This window comes from Aliiroseovarius sp. PrR006 (genome assembly GCF_010500215.1).
GTDB lineage: Bacteria > Pseudomonadota > Alphaproteobacteria > Rhodobacterales > Rhodobacteraceae > Aliiroseovarius.
In genome coordinates this window covers 1-17,936 of the sequence record NZ_JAAGOY010000011.1, presented here as the reverse complement: position 1 = coordinate 17,936, position 17,936 = coordinate 1, and the positions used below count along the sequence as shown (strand labels likewise).

The 17,936-nt window shown below is 57.1% G+C and carries 14 protein-coding genes and 1 tRNA gene; 1 reads left to right on the top strand and 14 read right to left on the bottom strand.

Features of this window, described 5'->3' with window-relative positions; genetic code table 11:
• Window positions 1-75: 75 nt before the first annotated feature.
• The 11 genes from rpoC to G0Q00_RS15295 all read right to left on the bottom strand — a co-directional run bounded on the left by rpoC (window position 76) and on the right by G0Q00_RS15295 (window position 14,084).
• Window positions 76-4,332 (bottom strand): DNA-directed RNA polymerase subunit beta', encoded by a 4,257-nt coding sequence (gene rpoC / locus G0Q00_RS15345; RefSeq protein WP_163040937.1) that lies wholly within the window; start codon window positions 4,330-4,332, stop codon window positions 76-78.
• Window positions 4,333-4,382: 50 nt separating this feature from the next.
• Window positions 4,383-8,519, bottom strand: a complete 4,137-nt coding sequence (rpoB, locus tag G0Q00_RS15340) for a DNA-directed RNA polymerase subunit beta (RefSeq protein WP_163040935.1) — start codon at window positions 8,517-8,519, stop codon at window positions 4,383-4,385.
• A gap of 244 nt (window positions 8,520-8,763) precedes the next feature.
• A complete protein-coding gene (gene rplL, locus G0Q00_RS15335) occupies window positions 8,764-9,138 on the bottom strand; it encodes a 50S ribosomal protein L7/L12 (protein ID WP_163040933.1) in 375 nt (124 codons plus the stop codon).
• A gap of 69 nt (window positions 9,139-9,207) precedes the next feature.
• Entirely contained in the window at window positions 9,208-9,720 is a 513-nt protein-coding gene (gene rplJ / locus G0Q00_RS15330) for a 50S ribosomal protein L10 (RefSeq protein ID WP_108857578.1), read from the bottom strand.
• A gap of 453 nt (window positions 9,721-10,173) precedes the next feature.
• Entirely contained in the window at window positions 10,174-10,872 is a 699-nt protein-coding gene (rplA, locus tag G0Q00_RS15325) for a 50S ribosomal protein L1 (RefSeq protein ID WP_163040931.1), read from the bottom strand.
• Window position 10,873: 1 nt separating this feature from the next.
• A complete protein-coding gene (gene rplK / locus G0Q00_RS15320; protein ID WP_108857580.1) occupies window positions 10,874-11,299 on the bottom strand; it encodes a 50S ribosomal protein L11 in 426 nt (141 codons plus the stop codon).
• Window positions 11,300-11,404: 105 nt separating this feature from the next.
• Window positions 11,405-11,938 carry a transcription termination/antitermination protein NusG gene (gene nusG / locus G0Q00_RS15315; protein ID WP_133489712.1) on the bottom strand — a complete coding sequence of 178 codons (534 nt, stop codon included), beginning with the start codon at window positions 11,936-11,938 and terminating at the stop codon, window positions 11,405-11,407.
• Window positions 11,939-12,093: 155 nt separating this feature from the next.
• Window positions 12,094-12,285: a preprotein translocase subunit SecE gene (gene secE / locus G0Q00_RS15310; RefSeq protein ID WP_108857582.1), complete on the bottom strand. Its 192-nt coding sequence runs from the start codon at window positions 12,283-12,285 to the stop codon at window positions 12,094-12,096.
• A gap of 69 nt (window positions 12,286-12,354) precedes the next feature.
• Entirely contained in the window at window positions 12,355-13,269 is a 915-nt protein-coding gene (locus tag G0Q00_RS15305; RefSeq protein ID WP_163040929.1) for a nickel/cobalt transporter, read from the bottom strand.
• A complete protein-coding gene (locus G0Q00_RS15300; protein WP_163040927.1) occupies window positions 13,257-13,916 on the bottom strand; it encodes a DUF1007 family protein in 660 nt (219 codons plus the stop codon). Before G0Q00_RS15300 ends, G0Q00_RS15305 begins: the two co-directional genes overlap by 13 nt.
• A 92-nt stretch (window positions 13,917-14,008) precedes the next feature.
• Window positions 14,009-14,084: transfer RNA gene (locus G0Q00_RS15295), tRNA-Trp, on the bottom strand.
• Window positions 14,085-14,186: 102 nt separating this feature from the next.
• Between G0Q00_RS15295 and G0Q00_RS15290 the strand changes: the two genes are divergently transcribed.
• Complete coding sequence (locus tag G0Q00_RS15290; protein ID WP_163040925.1) at window positions 14,187-15,026, top strand: hypothetical protein; 840 nt, start codon at window positions 14,187-14,189, stop codon at window positions 15,024-15,026.
• A gap of 14 nt (window positions 15,027-15,040) precedes the next feature.
• Here G0Q00_RS15290 and G0Q00_RS15285 read toward each other — a convergent pair whose 3' ends face one another.
• From G0Q00_RS15285 to tuf, 3 genes are all read right to left on the bottom strand, one after another.
• A complete protein-coding gene (locus G0Q00_RS15285; RefSeq protein ID WP_163040923.1) occupies window positions 15,041-15,679 on the bottom strand; it encodes a hypothetical protein in 639 nt (212 codons plus the stop codon).
• A gap of 217 nt (window positions 15,680-15,896) precedes the next feature.
• Complete coding sequence (locus G0Q00_RS15280) at window positions 15,897-16,481, bottom strand: outer membrane beta-barrel protein (protein WP_163040921.1); 585 nt, start codon at window positions 16,479-16,481, stop codon at window positions 15,897-15,899.
• 277 nt (window positions 16,482-16,758) lie between these two features.
• A complete protein-coding gene (gene tuf, locus G0Q00_RS15275; RefSeq protein ID WP_163040919.1) occupies window positions 16,759-17,934 on the bottom strand; it encodes an elongation factor Tu in 1,176 nt (391 codons plus the stop codon).
• Window positions 17,935-17,936 lie beyond the last annotated feature (2 nt).

The following is a 17,936-nucleotide window of genomic DNA, read 5'->3' as shown; positions in this document are numbered from 1 at the left end:
TTTCCCGAACACGCCAAGCCCAAAAAGAAAAGCCCCGCAAAATGCGGGGCCTTCCAAATCTTATGTCAGCACTAATCAGGGCTGCTCGTCGCCACCCATTTCCGGGGTATCGACCAGACCCAGATCGTCTTCTGGCGCATCGCCGAACACATCCTCGACCGGAGCAGCAAGTGCAGCTGCGGCTTCTGCCTCGGCGCGGGCTTCTTCGATCACCTTCTGGTCGCGCTTCTGAGCGATGGCGCGAACCTGCTGAGTTGCCCCACCAGTACCAGCCGGGATCAGACGACCCACGATCACGTTCTCTTTCAGGCCAACCAGCTTGTCGCGTTTGCCCTGAACCGAAGCTTCGGTCAGAACGCGGGTGGTTTCCTGGAACGACGCAGCCGAGATGAACGAACGGGTCTGCAGCGAAGCCTTGGTGATCCCCAGAAGGATCGGCTCGGCCGAGGCCAGACGACGCCCTTCGGCGGCGGCTTTTTCGTTCGCAGCCATGTATTCGGCCTTATCGACGTGCTCGCCTTTCAGCAGCGTGGTTTCACCCGAGTCCAGGATCTCCCATTTCTGCAGCATCTGGCGCACGATCACTTCGATGTGCTTGTCGTTGATCTTCACGCCTTGCAGACGATACACGTCTTGAACTTCGTCGATCATGTAGTCGGCCAAAGCCTCGACACCCATAATGGACAGGATGTCGTGCGGCGCCGGGTTGCCGTCCATCAGGTATTCACCCTTCTGGATGAAGTCCCCTTCGGCAACCGGGATGTGTTTGCCTTTGGGCACCATGTATTCAACGGTTTCCATCGACTCATCCGCGGGCTCGATCGAGATGCGACGCTTGTTCTTGTAGTCGCGGCCAAAGCGCACGTAGCCATCGATTTCGGCGATGATTGCGTGATCTTTCGGACGACGGGCTTCGAACAGTTCAGCAACACGCGGCAGACCACCGGTGATGTCCTTGGTCTTGGCGCCTTCACGCGGGATACGCGCAACAACGTCACCAGCTTTGATCTTGGTGCCATCTTCAACCGACAGAATGGCGTCAACCGACATGGTGTAGGTCACCGGATTGCCCGCATCGTTGCGGACCGGCTCGCCATCCTCGGCCACCAAGATCACTTCCGGCTTCAGCTCGTTGCCTTTCGGCGCCGAACGCCAGTCCGACACGATCTTCTGTGTCATACCGGTTGCGTCATCGGTAACGTCACGAACCGAAATACCGCTGATCAGGTCGACGAACTTAACCGTACCGTCCTTTTCAGCAATCATCGGCAGAGTGAACGGGTCCCATTCGAACAGCTTGTCGCCGCGGGCCACATCGGCACCGTCTTTGACAAACAGTTTCGAACCGTAGCCGATCTTGAACGAGGCACGCTCTTCACCGTTGTCGCCCATGATGGCCATAACCATGTTGCGGCCCATAACGACGATTTCGCCGTCACGGTTTTCCAGTACCGACGCATTGCGATACTCGATCTTGCCTTCCTGGTTGGCTTCCTGGAACGACTGCTGGCCACCTTGCGCAACACCACCAATGTGGAACGTACGCATGGTCAGCTGCGTGCCGGGTTCACCGATCGACTGAGCAGCGATAATGCCGACGGCTTCACCGATGTTCACCTTGGTACCGCGGGCCAGATCACGACCGTAGCAGTTGGCGCAGACGCCTTCTTCGCTTTCACAGGTCAGCGGGCTGCGGATGCGGATGGCGGTCAGGCCAGCCTCTTCCACGGCGTCGGCTTTGCGTTCGTCGATGATCTCGTTCTTGGCAACCAGAACTTCTTCGGTGCCCGGAACCAGAACGTCCTCGGCCGCAACACGACCCAGAATGCGTTCCGCCAACGACGCCACAACTTCACCGTCGTTCACAGCAGCTTCTGCGGTGATCGAGTTCTCGGTGCCGCAGTCCTGCTCGCGCACGATGCAGTCCTGTGCCACGTCAACCAGACGACGGGTCAGGTAACCCGAGTTCGCGGTTTTCAGAGCGGTATCCGACAGACCCTTACGGGCACCGTGGGTCGAGTTGAAGTACTCAAGCACGGTCAGACCTTCTTTAAAGTTCGAGATAATCGGCGTTTCGATAATCTCGCCCGAAGGCTTGGCCATCAGGCCGCGCATGCCGCCCAGCTGCTTCATCTGCGTAACCGAGCCACGCGCACCCGAGTGGGCCATCATGTAAACCGAGTTCGGTTCCATTTCCGAGCCATCTTCAGCGCGCTTGTTGGCCGAGATGGTGTCCATCATAGCGTCGGTGACTTTGTCGTTACACTTCGACCAGGCGTCGACAACTTTGTTGTACTTCTCGCCCAGCGTGATCAGACCGTCCATGTACTGCTGTTCGAACCCTTTAACCTGATCGCGGGTTTCATCCACGATCGGCCATTTGGTGTCCGGGATAACCATGTCGTCCTTACCGAACGAGATGCCAGCCTTGAACGCTTCTTTGAAGCCCATCGACATGATCTGGTCACAGAAGATAACCGACTCTTTCTGACCGCAGTAACGGTAGACGGTGTCGATGACCTGCTGCACTTCTTTCTTACGCAGAAGGCGGTTCACCAGTTCGAACGGCGCCTTGTTGTTCTGCGGCAGAAGTGCGCCCAGACGGATACGGCCCGGCGTGGTTTCAAAGCGAACCATGACGGTGTTACCCTCTTCGTCTACCTGCGGCAGACGCGCCTGAACTTTGGCGTGCAGATGCACTTCACCAGCGTCCAAGGCGTGGATCACTTCGTCCACGTCGGAGAAGACCATGCCTTCACCCTTCATGCCTTCGCGTTCCATCGAGATGTAGTAGAGACCCAAGATCATATCCTGCGACGGAACGATGATCGGTGCGCCGTTGGCCGGCGACAGAACGTTGTTCGTCGACATCATCAGGACACGGGCTTCCAGCTGGGCTTCCAGCGACAGCGGTACGTGTACAGCCATCTGGTCACCGTCGAAGTCAGCGTTGAACGCCGAACAGACCAGCGGGTGCAGCTGGATGGCTTTACCTTCGATCAGAACCGGTTCGAACGCCTGAATACCAAGACGGTGCAGCGTAGGTGCACGGTTCAGCATAACGGGGTGTTCGCGGATCACTTCGTCCAAGATATCCCAAACTTCGGGACGCTCTTTTTCCACCAGTTTCTTGGCTTGCTTCACGGTGGAAGACAGGCCTTTGGCTTCAAGGCGCGAATAGATGAACGGCTTGAACAGCTCGAGTGCCATCTTCTTCGGCAGACCACATTGGTGCAGCTTCAATTCCGGGCCGGTCACAATGACCGAACGGCCCGAGAAGTCGACGCGCTTACCCAAAAGGTTTTGACGGAAGCGACCCTGCTTACCTTTCAGCATGTCCGACAGCGATTTCAGCGGGCGCTTGTTGGCGCCAGTGATCACGCGGCCACGACGGCCGTTGTCGAACAGAGCGTCGACGGATTCCTGCAGCATCCGCTTTTCGTTGCGGACGATGATGTCAGGGGCGCGCAGCTCGATCAGACGCTTCAGACGGTTGTTCCGGTTGATCACGCGGCGATACAGATCGTTCAGATCCGAGGTCGCGAAACGGCCACCATCCAGCGGCACCAGCGGGCGCAGCTCTGGCGGGATGACCGGGATCACGGTCAGGATCATCCACTCGGGGCGGTTGCCCGACTCGATGAACGACTCAACGATCTTCAGACGTTTGATGATCTTCTTGGGCTTCAGTTCGCCAGTGGCTTCGGCCAGATCAGCGCGCAGCTGCTCGGCTTCGGCTTCCAGATCGATCGCCGACAGCATTTCGCGGATGGCTTCAGCACCGATATTGGCGGTGAAGGCGTCCATGCCATAGGTGTCCTGGGCGTCCATGAACTCTTCTTCGGTCATCAGCTGACCATACTGAAGGTCCGTCAGACCCGGCTCGATCACAACGTAGTTTTCGAAGTACAGGATGCGTTCCAGATCACGCAGGGTCATGTCCAGCATGAGGCCGATGCGCGACGGCAGCGACTTCAGGAACCAGATGTGAGCGACAGGGGCTGCCAGCTCGATATGGCCCATACGCTCGCGGCGTACTTTCTGAAGGGTAACTTCGACACCACATTTCTCGCAGACAACGCCGCGATACTTCATGCGCTTATATTTACCGCACAGACATTCGTAGTCTTTGACCGGGCCAAAGATACGGGCACAGAACAGACCGTCACGCTCGGGCTTGAAGGTACGATAGTTGATGGTCTCGGGCTTTTTGATCTCGCCATACGACCACGAAAGGATCCGTTCCGGGCTGGCAAGCGAGACTTTGATCTCGTCGAACACCTTGGGGGCGGCCAGCGGGTTGAACGGGTTGGTTGTCAGTTCCTGGTTCATTTTGCGTTTCCTTTAATCAGGGGAAGGGTGGGAGGGGTAAGGCGGGCGCCTTACTCCTCGCCCTCCGCATCCAGGAGTTCCATGTTGAGGCCGAGGCCGCGGACTTCTTTGACAAGAACGTTGAACGATTCCGGTACACCGGCTTCGAAGTTGTCCTCGCCTTTGACGATGCTCTCGTACACTTTGGTACGGCCAGCAACGTCATCCGACTTGACGGTAAGCATCTCTTGCAGCGTGTAAGCCGCGCCATATGCTTCCAGAGCCCAGACTTCCATCTCACCGAAGCGCTGACCACCGAACTGCGCCTTACCACCCAGCGGCTGCTGGGTAACAAGCGAGTACGGACCTGTCGAACGCGCGTGGATTTTGTCGTCCACAAGGTGGTGCAGTTTCAGCAGGTACTTCACGCCAACGGTAACTTCGCGCGAGAACTGTTCACCGGTACGACCGTCGAACAGAACCGACTGACCCGAGGTGTCGAAACCGGCACGCGTCAGCGCGTCGTTCACGTCAGCCTCTTTGGCGCCGTCAAAGACCGGGGTCGCGATCGGAACACCGCGGGTCACATTGCCCGCTGCATCCACCAGTTCGTCCTCGTCCATGCCCGAGATGCCCTCTTCGTAGACATCGTCGCCATAGGCGATGCGCATGGCTTCGCGAACCGGGGTCAGATCGCCGGAACGGCGGTATTCACCCAGTGCTTCGTCGATGTTCAGACCCAGACCGCGTGCGGCCCAACCCATGTGGGTTTCAAGGATCTGACCAACGTTCATACGCGACGGCACGCCCAGCGGGTTCAGACAGAAGTCAACCGGCGTACCATCGGCCAGGAACGGCATGTCTTCCATCGGTACAACCTTGGAAATAACACCTTTGTTCCCGTGACGACCGGCCATCTTATCGCCCGGCTGAAGCTTACGCTTCACAGCAACGAAGACTTTAACCATCTTCATCACACCCGGCGGCAGGTCGTCGCCACGACGGACTTTTTCGACCTTGTCTTCAAAGCGCGCATCCAAGGCACGTTTCTGAGCTTCGAACTGTTCGTTCAGGGCTTCAACGATTTTTGCATCGTCTTCGTCCTCAAGCGCCAGTTGCCACCACTGACCGCGCGACAGACCTTCCAGCAGCTCTTCCGAGATGGTCGAACCGGCTTTCACGCCTTTCGGGCCTTTTACAGCAGCTTTGCCCAGGATCATGTCCTTCAGACGGGCATAGGTGTTGCGCTCCAGAATGTGCAGCTCGTCGTCACGGTCGCGGGCAAGGCTTTCGACCTCTTCGCGCTCGATCTGAAGGGCACGTTCGTCTTTCTCAACGCCGTGGCGGTTGAATACGCGAACCTCAACAACGGTACCGAAATCACCCGGCTTCACACGCAGCGAGGTATCGCGCACGTCCGAAGCTTTTTCACCGAAGATGGCGCGCAGAAGCTTTTCTTCCGGCGTCATCGGGCTTTCGCCTTTCGGAGTGATCTTACCGACCAGAATATCGCCCGGTTCTACATCCGCACCGATGTACACAACGCCAGCCTCATCGAGGTTGCGCAGCGCTTCTTCACCGACGTTCGGGATGTCGCGAGTGATTTCTTCCGGCCCAAGCTTGGTGTCACGGGCAGCGACTTCAAACTCTTCAATGTGAACCGAAGTGAAGACGTCATCACGTGCGATACGTTCCGAAATCAGGATCGAGTCTTCGTAGTTGTAGCCGTTCCAAGGCATGAACGCGACGACCACGTTCTTACCCAGAGCCAGTTCGCCCATATCGGTGGACGGACCATCGGCAACAACTTCGCCTTTCGAGACCTTCTGACCAACTTTCACCAGCGGACGCTGGTTGATGCAGGTGTTCTGGTTCGAACGCTGGAACTTGCGCAGACGGTAGATGTCTACGCCCGCATCACCCAGACCAAGGTCTTCGGTGGCACGTACAACGATACGTGTTGCGTCCACTTGGTCGATCACACCGCCGCGTTTGGCCTGAATGGCCGCACCCGAGTCGATGGCAACCTTACCTTCGATGCCGGTGCCTACGAACGGAGCTTCGGCACGCAGAAGCGGCACAGCCTGACGTTGCATGTTCGAGCCCATCAGAGCGCGGTTAGCATCGTCGTTTTCAAGGAACGGGATCAGCGAAGCAGCAACCGAAACCAGCTGCTTCGGCGATACGTCGATCAGGTCAACGTTGTCGCGCGGCGCCATGGTGTATTCGCCCGACTGACGGGTGTTCACCAGATCGTTCTCGAAGCGACCATCCGCATCCAGATGCGCGTTGGCCTGAGCCACCGTGTGACGCATCTCTTCGGTGGCGGACATATAGTTCACCTCGTCGGTGACCTTGCCATCCACAACCTTACGATAAGGCGTTTCGATGAAGCCGTACTTGTTCACGCGGGCAAAGGTGGCCAGCGAGTTGATCAGACCAATGTTCGGCCCTTCCGGCGTTTCAATCGGACACATACGGCCATAGTGAGTTGCGTGAACGTCACGCACCTCGAAGCCAGCACGTTCGCGGGTCAGACCACCCGGCCCAAGCGCCGACAGGCGGCGTTTGTGGGTGACTTCCGACAGCGGGTTCGTTTGGTCCATGAACTGCGACAGCTGCGACGAGCCGAAGAATTCGCGAACAGCGGCAGCAGCCGGTTTCGCGTTGATCAGGTCTTGCGGCATCACGGTGTCGATCTCGACCGAGGACATACGTTCCTTGATCGCGCGCTCCATGCGCAGCAGGCCAACGCGATACTGGTTTTCCATCAGCTCGCCGACCGAGCGCACACGACGGTTACCCAGGTGGTCGATGTCGTCGACGTCGCCACGGCCATCGCGCAGATCAACCAGCGCCTTGATACAGGCGATGATGTCTTCGCGACGCAGGGTCCGCTGAGTATCCTCGGCGTCCAGAGCCAGACGCATGTTCATCTTCACGCGACCAACAGCCGACAGGTCATAACGCTCGCTGTCGAAGAACAGCGTGTCGAACAGAGCCGACGCAGCTTCAACCGTGGGCGGCTCGCCCGGACGCATGACGCGATAGATGTCCATAAGCGCGGTGTCACGGCCCATGTTCTTGTCAGCCGCCATCGTGTTGCGGATGTAGGGACCGTAGTTGACGTTGTCGATGTCCAGAACCGGAATGTCGGTGATGCCCGCATCCATCAGCTCTTTCAGCGAACCGCCGATCAGCTCGCCATCTTTGTCGTGCTCAAGCGTCAGCTCGTCACCGGCTTCGACGTAAATCGCACCAGTGTCTTCGTTGATGATGTCCTTCGAGACAAAGCGACCAACGATGCTGTCAAACGGCACCAGCAGATCGGTGACTTCGCCCGTTTCCATCAGCTTCTTGACGGCGCGCGGAGTGACCTTCTTGCCAGCTTCGGCAATCACTTCACCGGTTTTGGCGTCGATCAGATCCTGCACCGGACGGGTGCCGGCAACACGCTCGGGGAAGAACTTGGTGACCCAACCTTTGTTCTTCTTCAGCTTGAACTGAACGGTGTCGTAATACGCGTCACAGATGCCTTCCTGGTCCAGACCCAGCGCATACAGCAGGGTGGTCACAGGCAGCTTACGGCGACGGTCGATACGGGCAAAGACGATGTCTTTAGCGTCGAATTCAAAGTCCAGCCATGAGCCACGGTAGGGAATGATGCGGCAGGCGAACAGCAGTTTGCCCGACGAGTGCGTCTTGCCCTTGTCGTGGTCAAAGAATACGCCCGGCGAACGGTGCATCTGGGATACGATTACGCGCTCGGTGCCGTTCACGACGAAGGTGCCGTTCGGCGTCATCAGGGGCATGTCGCCCATGAACACGTCTTGTTCCTTGATGTCTTTTACCGACTTCGCGCCAGTATCTTCGTCCACATCAAACACGATCAGACGCAAGGTGACTTTCAGCGGCGCCGAATAGGTCAGGTCGCGCTGTTGGCATTCCTCAACGTCGAACTTCGGCTCTTCCAGCTCGTACTTTACGAACTCAAGGATCGAGGTCTCGTTAAAATCTTTAATCGGGAAAACCGACTGGAAAACAGCATTGATGCCTTCTCCGTCCATCGGCTCCAGCTGATCGCCAGAGTTCAGGAAAAGATCATACGAGCTTTTCTGAACCTCGATCAGGTTCGGCATTTCCAGAACTTCACGGATTTTGCCGTAATACTTACGCAAGCGTTTCTGGCCAAGATAGGTCTGCGCCATAAGGTATTTACCTTTCATTTCTCAACTGAGGCGCCAACCGTTGGGTCGCCGGCGACACCTCGTCCGAGACGGGGGTTCGAACCAATTCATGGAAACCCGCCCAAGGGTTCCCTCCCGATCCATTGAACCTTTCCCAGAACAACGCCTGCATTCAGGCCCTCTTCAAGACAGGTTCGGCTGGACCCGGATTTCTCCGGGCCCAGCCTTGATTTTGCAGGCCACCGAGGGCCCAAAAGCGTAAAGCTTAAGCCAGTTCGACTTCTGCGCCAGCTGCTTCCAGCTTGGCTTTCACGTCTTCTGCTTCTGCTTTGTCAACGCCTTCTTTGATCTTGCCGCCGGCTTCAACCAGTTCCTTGGCTTCTTTCAGGCCAAGACCGGTGATGCCGCGAACTTCTTTGATCACGTTGATTTTCGAAGCGCCGGCGTTCTTCAGAACGACGTCGAATTCGGTTTTTTCTTCTTCAGCTGCGCCACCGGCGTCGCCGCCGCCAGCCATAACAACTGCGCCGCCAGCTGCGGGCTCGATGCCATACTCGTCTTTGAGGATGGTTTTCAGTTCTTGTGCTTCGAGAAGGGTCAGACCCACGATCTCTTCTGCAAGTTTCTTCAGATCAGCCATTTGACTTCTTTCCGTATTTAGATGTGTTCCAACGTGAGGCGATTATCCGCTCCGCTGGTCTCAGATTGCTTAAGCAGCCTTGTCTTCAACAGTAGACAAGATCGATGCGATGTTCGAAGCAGGCGCGCCAATGGCTCCAGCGATGTTCGAAGCAGGTGCGCCAATACAGCCAGCGATCGAAGCAATAAGCTCTTCACGCGACGGCATAGCGGCAACGGCTTTAACACCAGCCTTGTCCAGAGCATCCTCGCCCATTGCACCACCAAGAATGTCCAACTTGTCGTTGGTCTTGGCATATGCATCCATCACCTTGGCAGCAGCCACAGGATCTTCGGAATAGGCAAGAACGGTCATACCCGTCAGATAGTCGGCGATCGAAGCGGCCGGCTTACCTTCAAGGGCGATTTTGGCGAGCTTGTTCTTGGCAACGCGTACAGACCCACCAGCTTCGCGCATTTGCGAACGCAGGTCCTGCATTTCAGCAACCGTGAGACCGGCGTAGTGGGCAACCACAACGACGCCAGAGCTTTCAAAGATCTGGCCGAGTTCCTCGACCACTTTTTCTTTTTGTGCTCTATCCACAGTTTCACTCCAAGTATGGAGGGTTTGACCCCTCCGGCTCATATTTTACCGAGTTTTCAGGGAAAACCCGGCAATCGGGTCCGCGATAAGGGTCCTTCGCAAAATCGCCCCAAGGCCAAGCGGCCGAGAGAATTCTTTTGTTCATTTCCCATCTCAGGCAGGAATTATGACACTTGTGCGCGGTCGCTTCTCAGCTTGGCCCACCGGCGTCACCCACCGTCTCGGACGAAACGCAAAACAGCGCACGACGAATCGCACGCTGGAATGCTCGGTCTGTTTAGGACGTTTCGAGGGGTTTTCCAACCCCTAACAGGGCGCCCGATCAAGAAAGTCCGGCAGCCCTAACAAAGCGACCCTAGCACAGAATTCAGACTTCTCAAAATGTTCTCATGAGCTACACGCAAAAAGGGCGCCCAATCTGGACGCCCTTTTCTATATTCAAACTGAAGAAAATCAGTTGCCGGTGGCGTTGTCCACGTCCAGCGTCACGCCCGGGCCCATGGTCGAGCTCAGCGAGATTTTCTTCATGTAGGTGCCTTTGGCGCCCGAGGGCTTGGCTTTCTGAACGGCTTCCACGAAGGCGCGCACGTTTTCAACCAGCTTGGCGTCGTCGAACGAGGCTTTGCCCAGGCCAGCGTGAACCACGCCACCTTTTTCAGCCTTGAACTGAACTTCGCCGCCCTTGGCAGCTTCAACAGCCGCTTTGACGTCCATCGTCACGGTGCCAACTTTCGGGTTCGGCATCAGGTTGCGCGGACCCAGAACTTTACCCAGACGACCAACGATGGGCATCATGTCAGGAGTGGCAATGCAGCGATCGAATTCGATGGTGCCGCCCTGAATGGTTTCCATCAGGTCCTCTGCGCCAACGATGTCTGCGCCAGCAGCCTGAGCTTCTTCAGCTTTCGGGCCGCGAGCGAAAACAGCAACGCGCATGGTTTTACCGGTGCCGTTCGGCAGGCCGATAACGCCGCGGACCATCTGGTCAGCGTGACGGGTGTCAACACCCAGAGCCATTGCGATTTCGATGGTTTCGTCGAACTTGGCGTTTGCGTTGCCCTTAACCAGTGCAACAGCTTCTTCAACGCTCAGGTTTTCTTTGCCGGCGAAGGCTTCGCGAGCGGCAGCGGTACGTTTACCCAGTTTTGCCATCTTACTTTACCTCAATGCCCATGGAGCGGGCCGAGCCCAGGATGATCTGCATCGCAGCGTCGATGTCGTTTGCGTTCAGATCTTTCATTTTTGCTTCGGCGATCTCTTTCACCTGAGCAGCAGTAACCGAACCAACGGTTTCACGGCCGGGGTTGTTTGCACCCGACTTCAGGCCTGCAGCTTTGATCAGGAAGTACGACGCGGGGGGCGTCTTGATGTCCATCGAGAAGGACTTATCCTGGTAGTAGGTGATCACGGTCGGGCACGGCGCGCCGGGCTCCAGATCCTGCGTCTTGGCGTTGAACGCCTTGCAGAATTCCATGATGTTGATGCCGCGCTGACCCAGTGCGGGGCCGACGGGCGGGCTGGGGTTGGCTTGACCTGCAGGAACCTGCAGTTTCATCGTGCCAGCGAGTTTCTTAGCCATTTGGCTTCTCCTTTAACAACAGCTCGGGGACGCGTCCCTTTGCCTCTCATTGCCGCGGTCTGGATTGGTGATCGCGATCACCGCCCCTCCCACGTCTTCAACACGTCAGCCCTGCTTCGAGACCTGCGTGTAATCCAGTTCGACCGGGGTTTCCCGGCCAAAGATCGACACAGCAACCTTCAGGCGCTGGCCTTCTTCGTCCACTTCTTCGACCAGACCGTCGAAGCCTTCGAACGCGCCATCGGTCACGGCGACTTTCTCGCCGATTTCGAAGCTGATCATCAGCTTCGGCGCTTCCGCACCCTCTTCGACGCGACCCAGGATGCCCTGCACTTCGGCATCGCGCATCGGCATCGGACGGCCCTGCGGACCCAGGAAGCCGGTGACGCGGTTGATCGACATGATCAGGTGATAGCCCTCGTCCGACATTTCCATGTGGACCAGAACGTAACCCGGCATGAAGCGACGCTCGGTCGTGACCTTCTTACCGCGGCGCACCTCGATGACCTCTTCGGTCGGCACCAGCACTTCGTCGATTTGGTCCTCAAGACCTTTTTCTTCGACCGAAGCACGGATTGCCTCTGCGATCTTCTTTTCGAAGTTCGACAGCACGCTTACCGAATACCACCGTTTCGCCATGTCAGCCTCTGCATTCCTGCGCCCCGAAGGGACATTTTCAATTTCGTTTTCGGGAACAAAAAATCGGCGTGCAACTTGATTCGCCACACGCCCTTCCCGAAGTGATGCCCGAACTACCCCCGAAACACGCTCATTTCAAGGGCAAAGACGGTGTGTTAGCCGAAGTAGCCCAGCACGGCGGACAGACCGCTGCGGATGCCAAGATCCACAAGCGAAAAGAACAATGCCGTAAGAGCAGCCAGCACGAACACCATGCCGGTGGTCAAAAGAACCTCACGGCGGGTCGGCCAGGTGACTTTGGACACCTCGGCGCGCACTTGCTGGATGAATTGCAACGGATTGGTCATCTGTTTTCGGCCTTTCATATGATAGGCGGTCAATTACGCAATGCGCACGGGGTTTTCAAGCCTTCACCGTCAAACCACACCTAAAAGGCCCAAAGCGACGACCAAAACCAGAGCGCCAGCGGCGATTTCCAGCAAAGGGACGGCGCGTGCGGCCATGCTGCCTCCGCCCTGAAGAAGCCCCGCCAACACCCCGCCACGCAGACCGACCGCGACCAAGGCCGTCACAATGGTCACACTGGCAGTTCCCAGCGCCATCGCGACGACACCCAAAATGCCCTGCCAGACTAGACCCATCTGCCATGTCAGCACCAAAAGGAACAGCGCACCTGTACAGGGACGAATGGCGACACCCGCGATCAGGACGGCAAGCTCGCGCCAGCTTCCTGCGGTCTCCACATCATGCAGGCCCAGCGCATGGGCATGGCCGCAGTCGTGGCAATGGGTGTGCCCGTCGTGGTGATCGTGGTCGTGCGCATGCGCCTTTCTGCGCGCCACCCGCAACAGCTTTCGCGCCCCCCGCACCAACAGATAGAGACCGATCAACGCAATGGCGGCATAGCTCGCATCCGCGAACCACTCCTCAGCCAACCCGACCATCTGCTGCCGCGTCAGGTTCAAAAGCAGCACCCCGGCGAACACCAGCACGATGGCGCTCAGCCCCTGCGCAAGGGACGACAGCAGCGCCACCGACGACATCCGCCACATGGTCGAGCGCGAGGCCAGAGAATAGCCCCCGATCAACACCTTACCGTGCCCCGGCCCGACCGCGTGAAAAAACCCGTAGGAAAAGCAGATCGACAGCAGCGCGAACAACGCGCCCGGCTCCCCTGCCCTGAGTGCTCGCAATCCCCGCGCCATCGAGGTCTGCACCTGCCGCTGCCAATCTGCCGCCCAAACCGACACACCCTCCAGCGCGCCCGTCGCCCACAGAGCGACACCGGTCACCAAAACGGCAAGTGACAGAATCGAAATTACTCGGAGCATGTCAGCAACAACTGATCAGCAAACAGGTCGCCCACTTCGGGATAGCTATCTTCGGAATACTCGACACTGTCGGGACCATACAGCAAGCTCTCAACCTTGTCGTAAGCGGCATTCAGATCTGCAGGCACCTGCTCGACCGCGCAATCGTCTCGGCCTTGGACGGTGACCGGCAGGCGCACATCGTAGGCGACGAAAAAGGTGGGATCGTAGATCTGTACCAGAAGCGGCTCGGCCCCAACCGTCAGACGCGTTTCCAGCGGGCGGATGTGCCAACTGATCACGCGCCCGTCCTCAAACCGCATGCCGTGTTCGACCGGCCCGGACAGCGGCACATCGGCACCTGCATTCTTCAGATACAGGTCGCCGGGAAAGCCCGCCGCCCAGTCCACGTCCTTACCTGCATAAGCGTCCAGCGCGGCCTGTTCCGGCACGCCATCCCCGTCCGCATCCAGACCGTTATCTTCGACCAGCAGAAGGGAATAGAACTCGTCATAGGCCCAGAACACCCGCACCCCAGCCAGTTGTCCCGCATCGTCGAACAACAGATTCGCACCAGCATCAATAAAGACGTGCGGATGGCTGGCCAAAGGCAAAGCCGAGGCCGCAATCACCGGAAGGGACAGAATGGTCGAACGCAAGAAACTCATGCTCTAGGATGTAGCGTGGACCATGCAGCACGACAACAGTCACAGGACCGCTAAGCGAGGCATCGCTTGATCTTTGATGTTGGTGAAGGTGGTGGCAGGGGCACCAGGGCTCGAACCCGGGACCTACGGTTTTGGAGACCGTCGCTCTACCAACTGAGCTATACCCCTATGACCGAGACAGCGATTATGCCAGCACGCCGGGATTATCAAGAGCTTTCATTGACATTTTTGGTGCTATCTTTCACCTACCCCTAAAAACAGGCATTCTTAATGACCGATCCCGCCATATTCAAAGACCACCCATGGGACGCGCTAGATCCAACCCTGCTGGCGCAAGCGGCAAAGGTGCCGACCATGTTGGCCCCGGCAGAGCAGCGTTTCTATTTCTGGGCCACGTCAGAATGGATGCAGGACGAAGGGGCCGTGGTTGATCTGGGCTGTTATGTCGGCGGGTCCACCGCCCGGCTGGCCGCTGGCCACCAATATGCGGGCCACACTGGGCTGATCCATGCATTTGACCGTTTCGGCATCAATGAAGCCGCAAAAGAACACTTCTTGTACCCGCGGGGCATTGCGCCGTTTGAGGGTACCGAAACACTGGACCTGGCAATCGACCTTCTGACCCCCTGGACCGAGCGCATCTCGCTCCACCCGGGCCAGATCGAGGATCAGATCTGGGAAGACGGCCCGATTGAGATCCTGGTCATGGATGCCTCGAAATCCACGCGGACGATGGACGCGATGATGCGCACCTTCTTTCTGTCGCTGATCCCCGGCCGTGCGCTGGTCGTGCAGCAGGACTATCTGTTCTGGCGCCTTCCCTGGATCGCGATCCAGATGGAGCTTCTGGCCGACTATTTCACCCCGGTGGCCTTCGTACCAGAGCACACGATTGTCTTTCTGAACACCAAGCCGATCGACGCCGACGCGCTGAAAGTCGGTATGGTCACGCCGCTTTCCCACGAGCAGCGTCTGGACCTGCTTGAACGCGCCAAACAGCGCCTGATCGCCGCGGGCTTTGATGTCGAACAGCCCATGAACGAGTTGATCGAAACGCAGGTAAAACACCCCCACGCAGAACGCGCGCGGCACATCCCATTGAAGACCTGAAACCGCGTTCGCCGCTACTGTCGCGACTGCGTCTTCTGTGCCATCTTGACTTTCCCATCCAGCCATAGCTTTCCAGATTTGTATCCACCACGAATGAGAAAGCCACGTTTATGGATCTCAGGATAATCCTCGCCCCAGTCTCGGAAGCGATCATTCGTCACGACAATGGCGTTTAGATTCCTTGCGGCATCAAGAATAATCTGATCTGCAGGGGTTCCTTTTGCAACCACGACAACCGCGTTCTCGGGCAGTTTCAAGCGCTTGGCTAGCTTGTCATCGTCCTGATATTTTCCAACCAGCAGGTATCCTGCATTTGCGTCGAAGATGACACCCGGCATAAACCCAAGTCGCTTAAGCTCTCCCACCACATCGTGCAAAGGCGCGAAGCTTGGCTCTCCGTTTTGCCAGTGCATGACATTTGAACCGTCGACAACAATCCGCGCTTGCGATAGTGATCCTCGCCGTTTTTTCGTAGGCGTTTCACGCCGCTCATTCGGCTTTAGCAGCATAATTAGCAAAAGCAGACTGGCCACAAACACCGAAGCCAAAGGAATCCGATATTCAGACCAATCCGGGAAATAGAACGCCGCTATAGTGAATAGGCCCGAGAAAACCGTCAGGCTATAAAAAAGGAGCAATAATAATATGCGCATACCTGTGTCCGCTCAAAACTTACAACACGCTTAAATTGAAGACCTCTGACTTTCAACATCTTTGCATCAGTCAATTCTACGCCACATTCTGCCCCCATTCGATGCGTTTGGACAAAGCAAAAAGGGCCACCAAACAGCAGCCCCTTGCATTGATAATCAACTAAGAAGGTCACGCGGTGCAGATTAAGCTCTGCCCCTGCCGACGCTGCCTGAAGGATCAGAACGAGCGCATCACGCCCAGACGCAGGTTCACGTTGGTGTATTCGCTGCTATATCCACCCGGCTGGCCGCTACTGTTGTGATAGGCATCATACAGGACTTCGCCAAACAGCTTGGTTGTGTCGTTCAACTGGCGGCTTGCGCCCACACCGACCGAAAGACCTTTGACGTGCCCACTGGCGACGCTAAACGGCGAATCCGCGAAATCTCCAAACACAGCGCCGTAGCCCAACTTACCATAAAGATCATAGTCGCCCACTTGCTGGCCAACGACACCCATCAGGCGCAGATTGGCGGTCTGTTTACACAATACCGGTGCCGGGTTGAAACCGTCACATTCTTCAAAGGCTCCATTAAGCGTAAGTGATGCACTAGCTTCATAGCCGTAGAAGAAATTACCGTTGTTGATACGGTTCCCCAAAACGACCGCGACGCCAGGCATGAACTTATCATGCGAATAGCCGGTCGAAGACGTGGCCTTGCCTCCGTCCAACGCCACACCAAAATAGCCTTCAGCCTGAGCTGCGCTTGACGCACAAGCAACGCCAATTGCGGCGGCGATAGCCTTTGACTTAAATCCCATCATTAATCCCCCTTTTTTTCAATTAGCAGACTTAGCTGCCGCACTCCCTACACTTTTAAAGTTATAGCCAGCCCAGGAGGCAACCAACAAACTATATCTATCCCCACTTTTCTTCTAAGGTTGGTGCTGGTGCCGAAAAAGCACCCACCTCAGGCGGCATCGCCCTTCACCCCAACGCAAAAAGGGCCGCCTGGTGGCAGCCCTTTTCTTATCTTCTCAGGCTCTTGGTGAACTGGCTACGCCAATTCACCTGTCGCCCTAAGAACGCTGGGCGTTCTTAGTCGATGATCTTCGAGACAACGCCCGAACCAACGGTGCGGCCGCCTTCACGGATCGCGAAGCGCAGCTTCTCTTCCATGGCGATCGGAGCGATCAGCTCGACGTTGAACTTCAGGTTGTCGCCCGGCATAACCATTTCGGTGCCAGCAGGCAGCTCAACAGTACCGGTCACGTCGGTGGTACGGAAGTAGAACTGCGGACGGTAGTTCGCGAAGAACGGGGTGTGACGGCCGCCTTCTTCCTTGGTCAGGATGTAGACCTCGGCTTCGAACTTGGTGTGCGGGTTAACCGAACCCGGCTTACACAGAACCTGGCCACGCTCAACAGCTTCACGGTCGATGCCGCGCAGCAGAACGCCAACGTTGTCGCCTGCTTCACCGCGATCCAGCAGCTTGCGGAACATTTCAACACCGGTACAGGTGGTTTTCTGAGTGTCTTTGATGCCAACGATTTCGATCTCGTCGCCAACATTCACAACACCACGCTCAACACGACCGGTTACAACAGTACCACGGCCCGAGATCGAGAACACGTCTTCGATCGGCAGCAGGAAGTCGCCGTCAACCGGACGATCCGGGGTCGGGATGTACTCGTCCACAGCAGCCATCAGCTCGCGGATTTTCTCTTCACCGATTTCCGGGTTCTTGCCTTCCATAGCGGCCAGAGCCGAACCAGCAATGATCGGCATGTCGTCGCCCGGGAAGTCGTATTCGTTCATCAGTTCACGAACTTCCATCTCAACCAGCTCGAGCAGCTCTTCGTCGTCTACCTGGTCAACTTTGTTCATGAAGACTACCAGCGCAGGTACACCAACCTGACGCGCCAGCAGGATGTGCTCGCGGGTCTGCGGCATGGGGCCGTCAGCTGCGTTCACAACCAGAATGCCGCCGTCCATCTGGGCCGCACCGGTGATCATGTTTTTGACGTAGTCGGCGTGGCCGGGGCAGTCAACGTGCGCATAGTGGCGGTTCTCGGTCTCGTACTCAACGTGAGCAGTCGAGATGGTGATGCCGCGGGCTTTTTCTTCCGGTGCACCGTCGATCTCGTCGTATGCTTTGAAGTCACCAAAGAATTTGGTGATAGCTGCCGTCAGCGTCGTCTTGCCGTGGTCAACGTGACCAATCGTGCCGATGTTAACGTGCGGTTTACCGCGTTCAAACTTTTCCTTAGCCATGA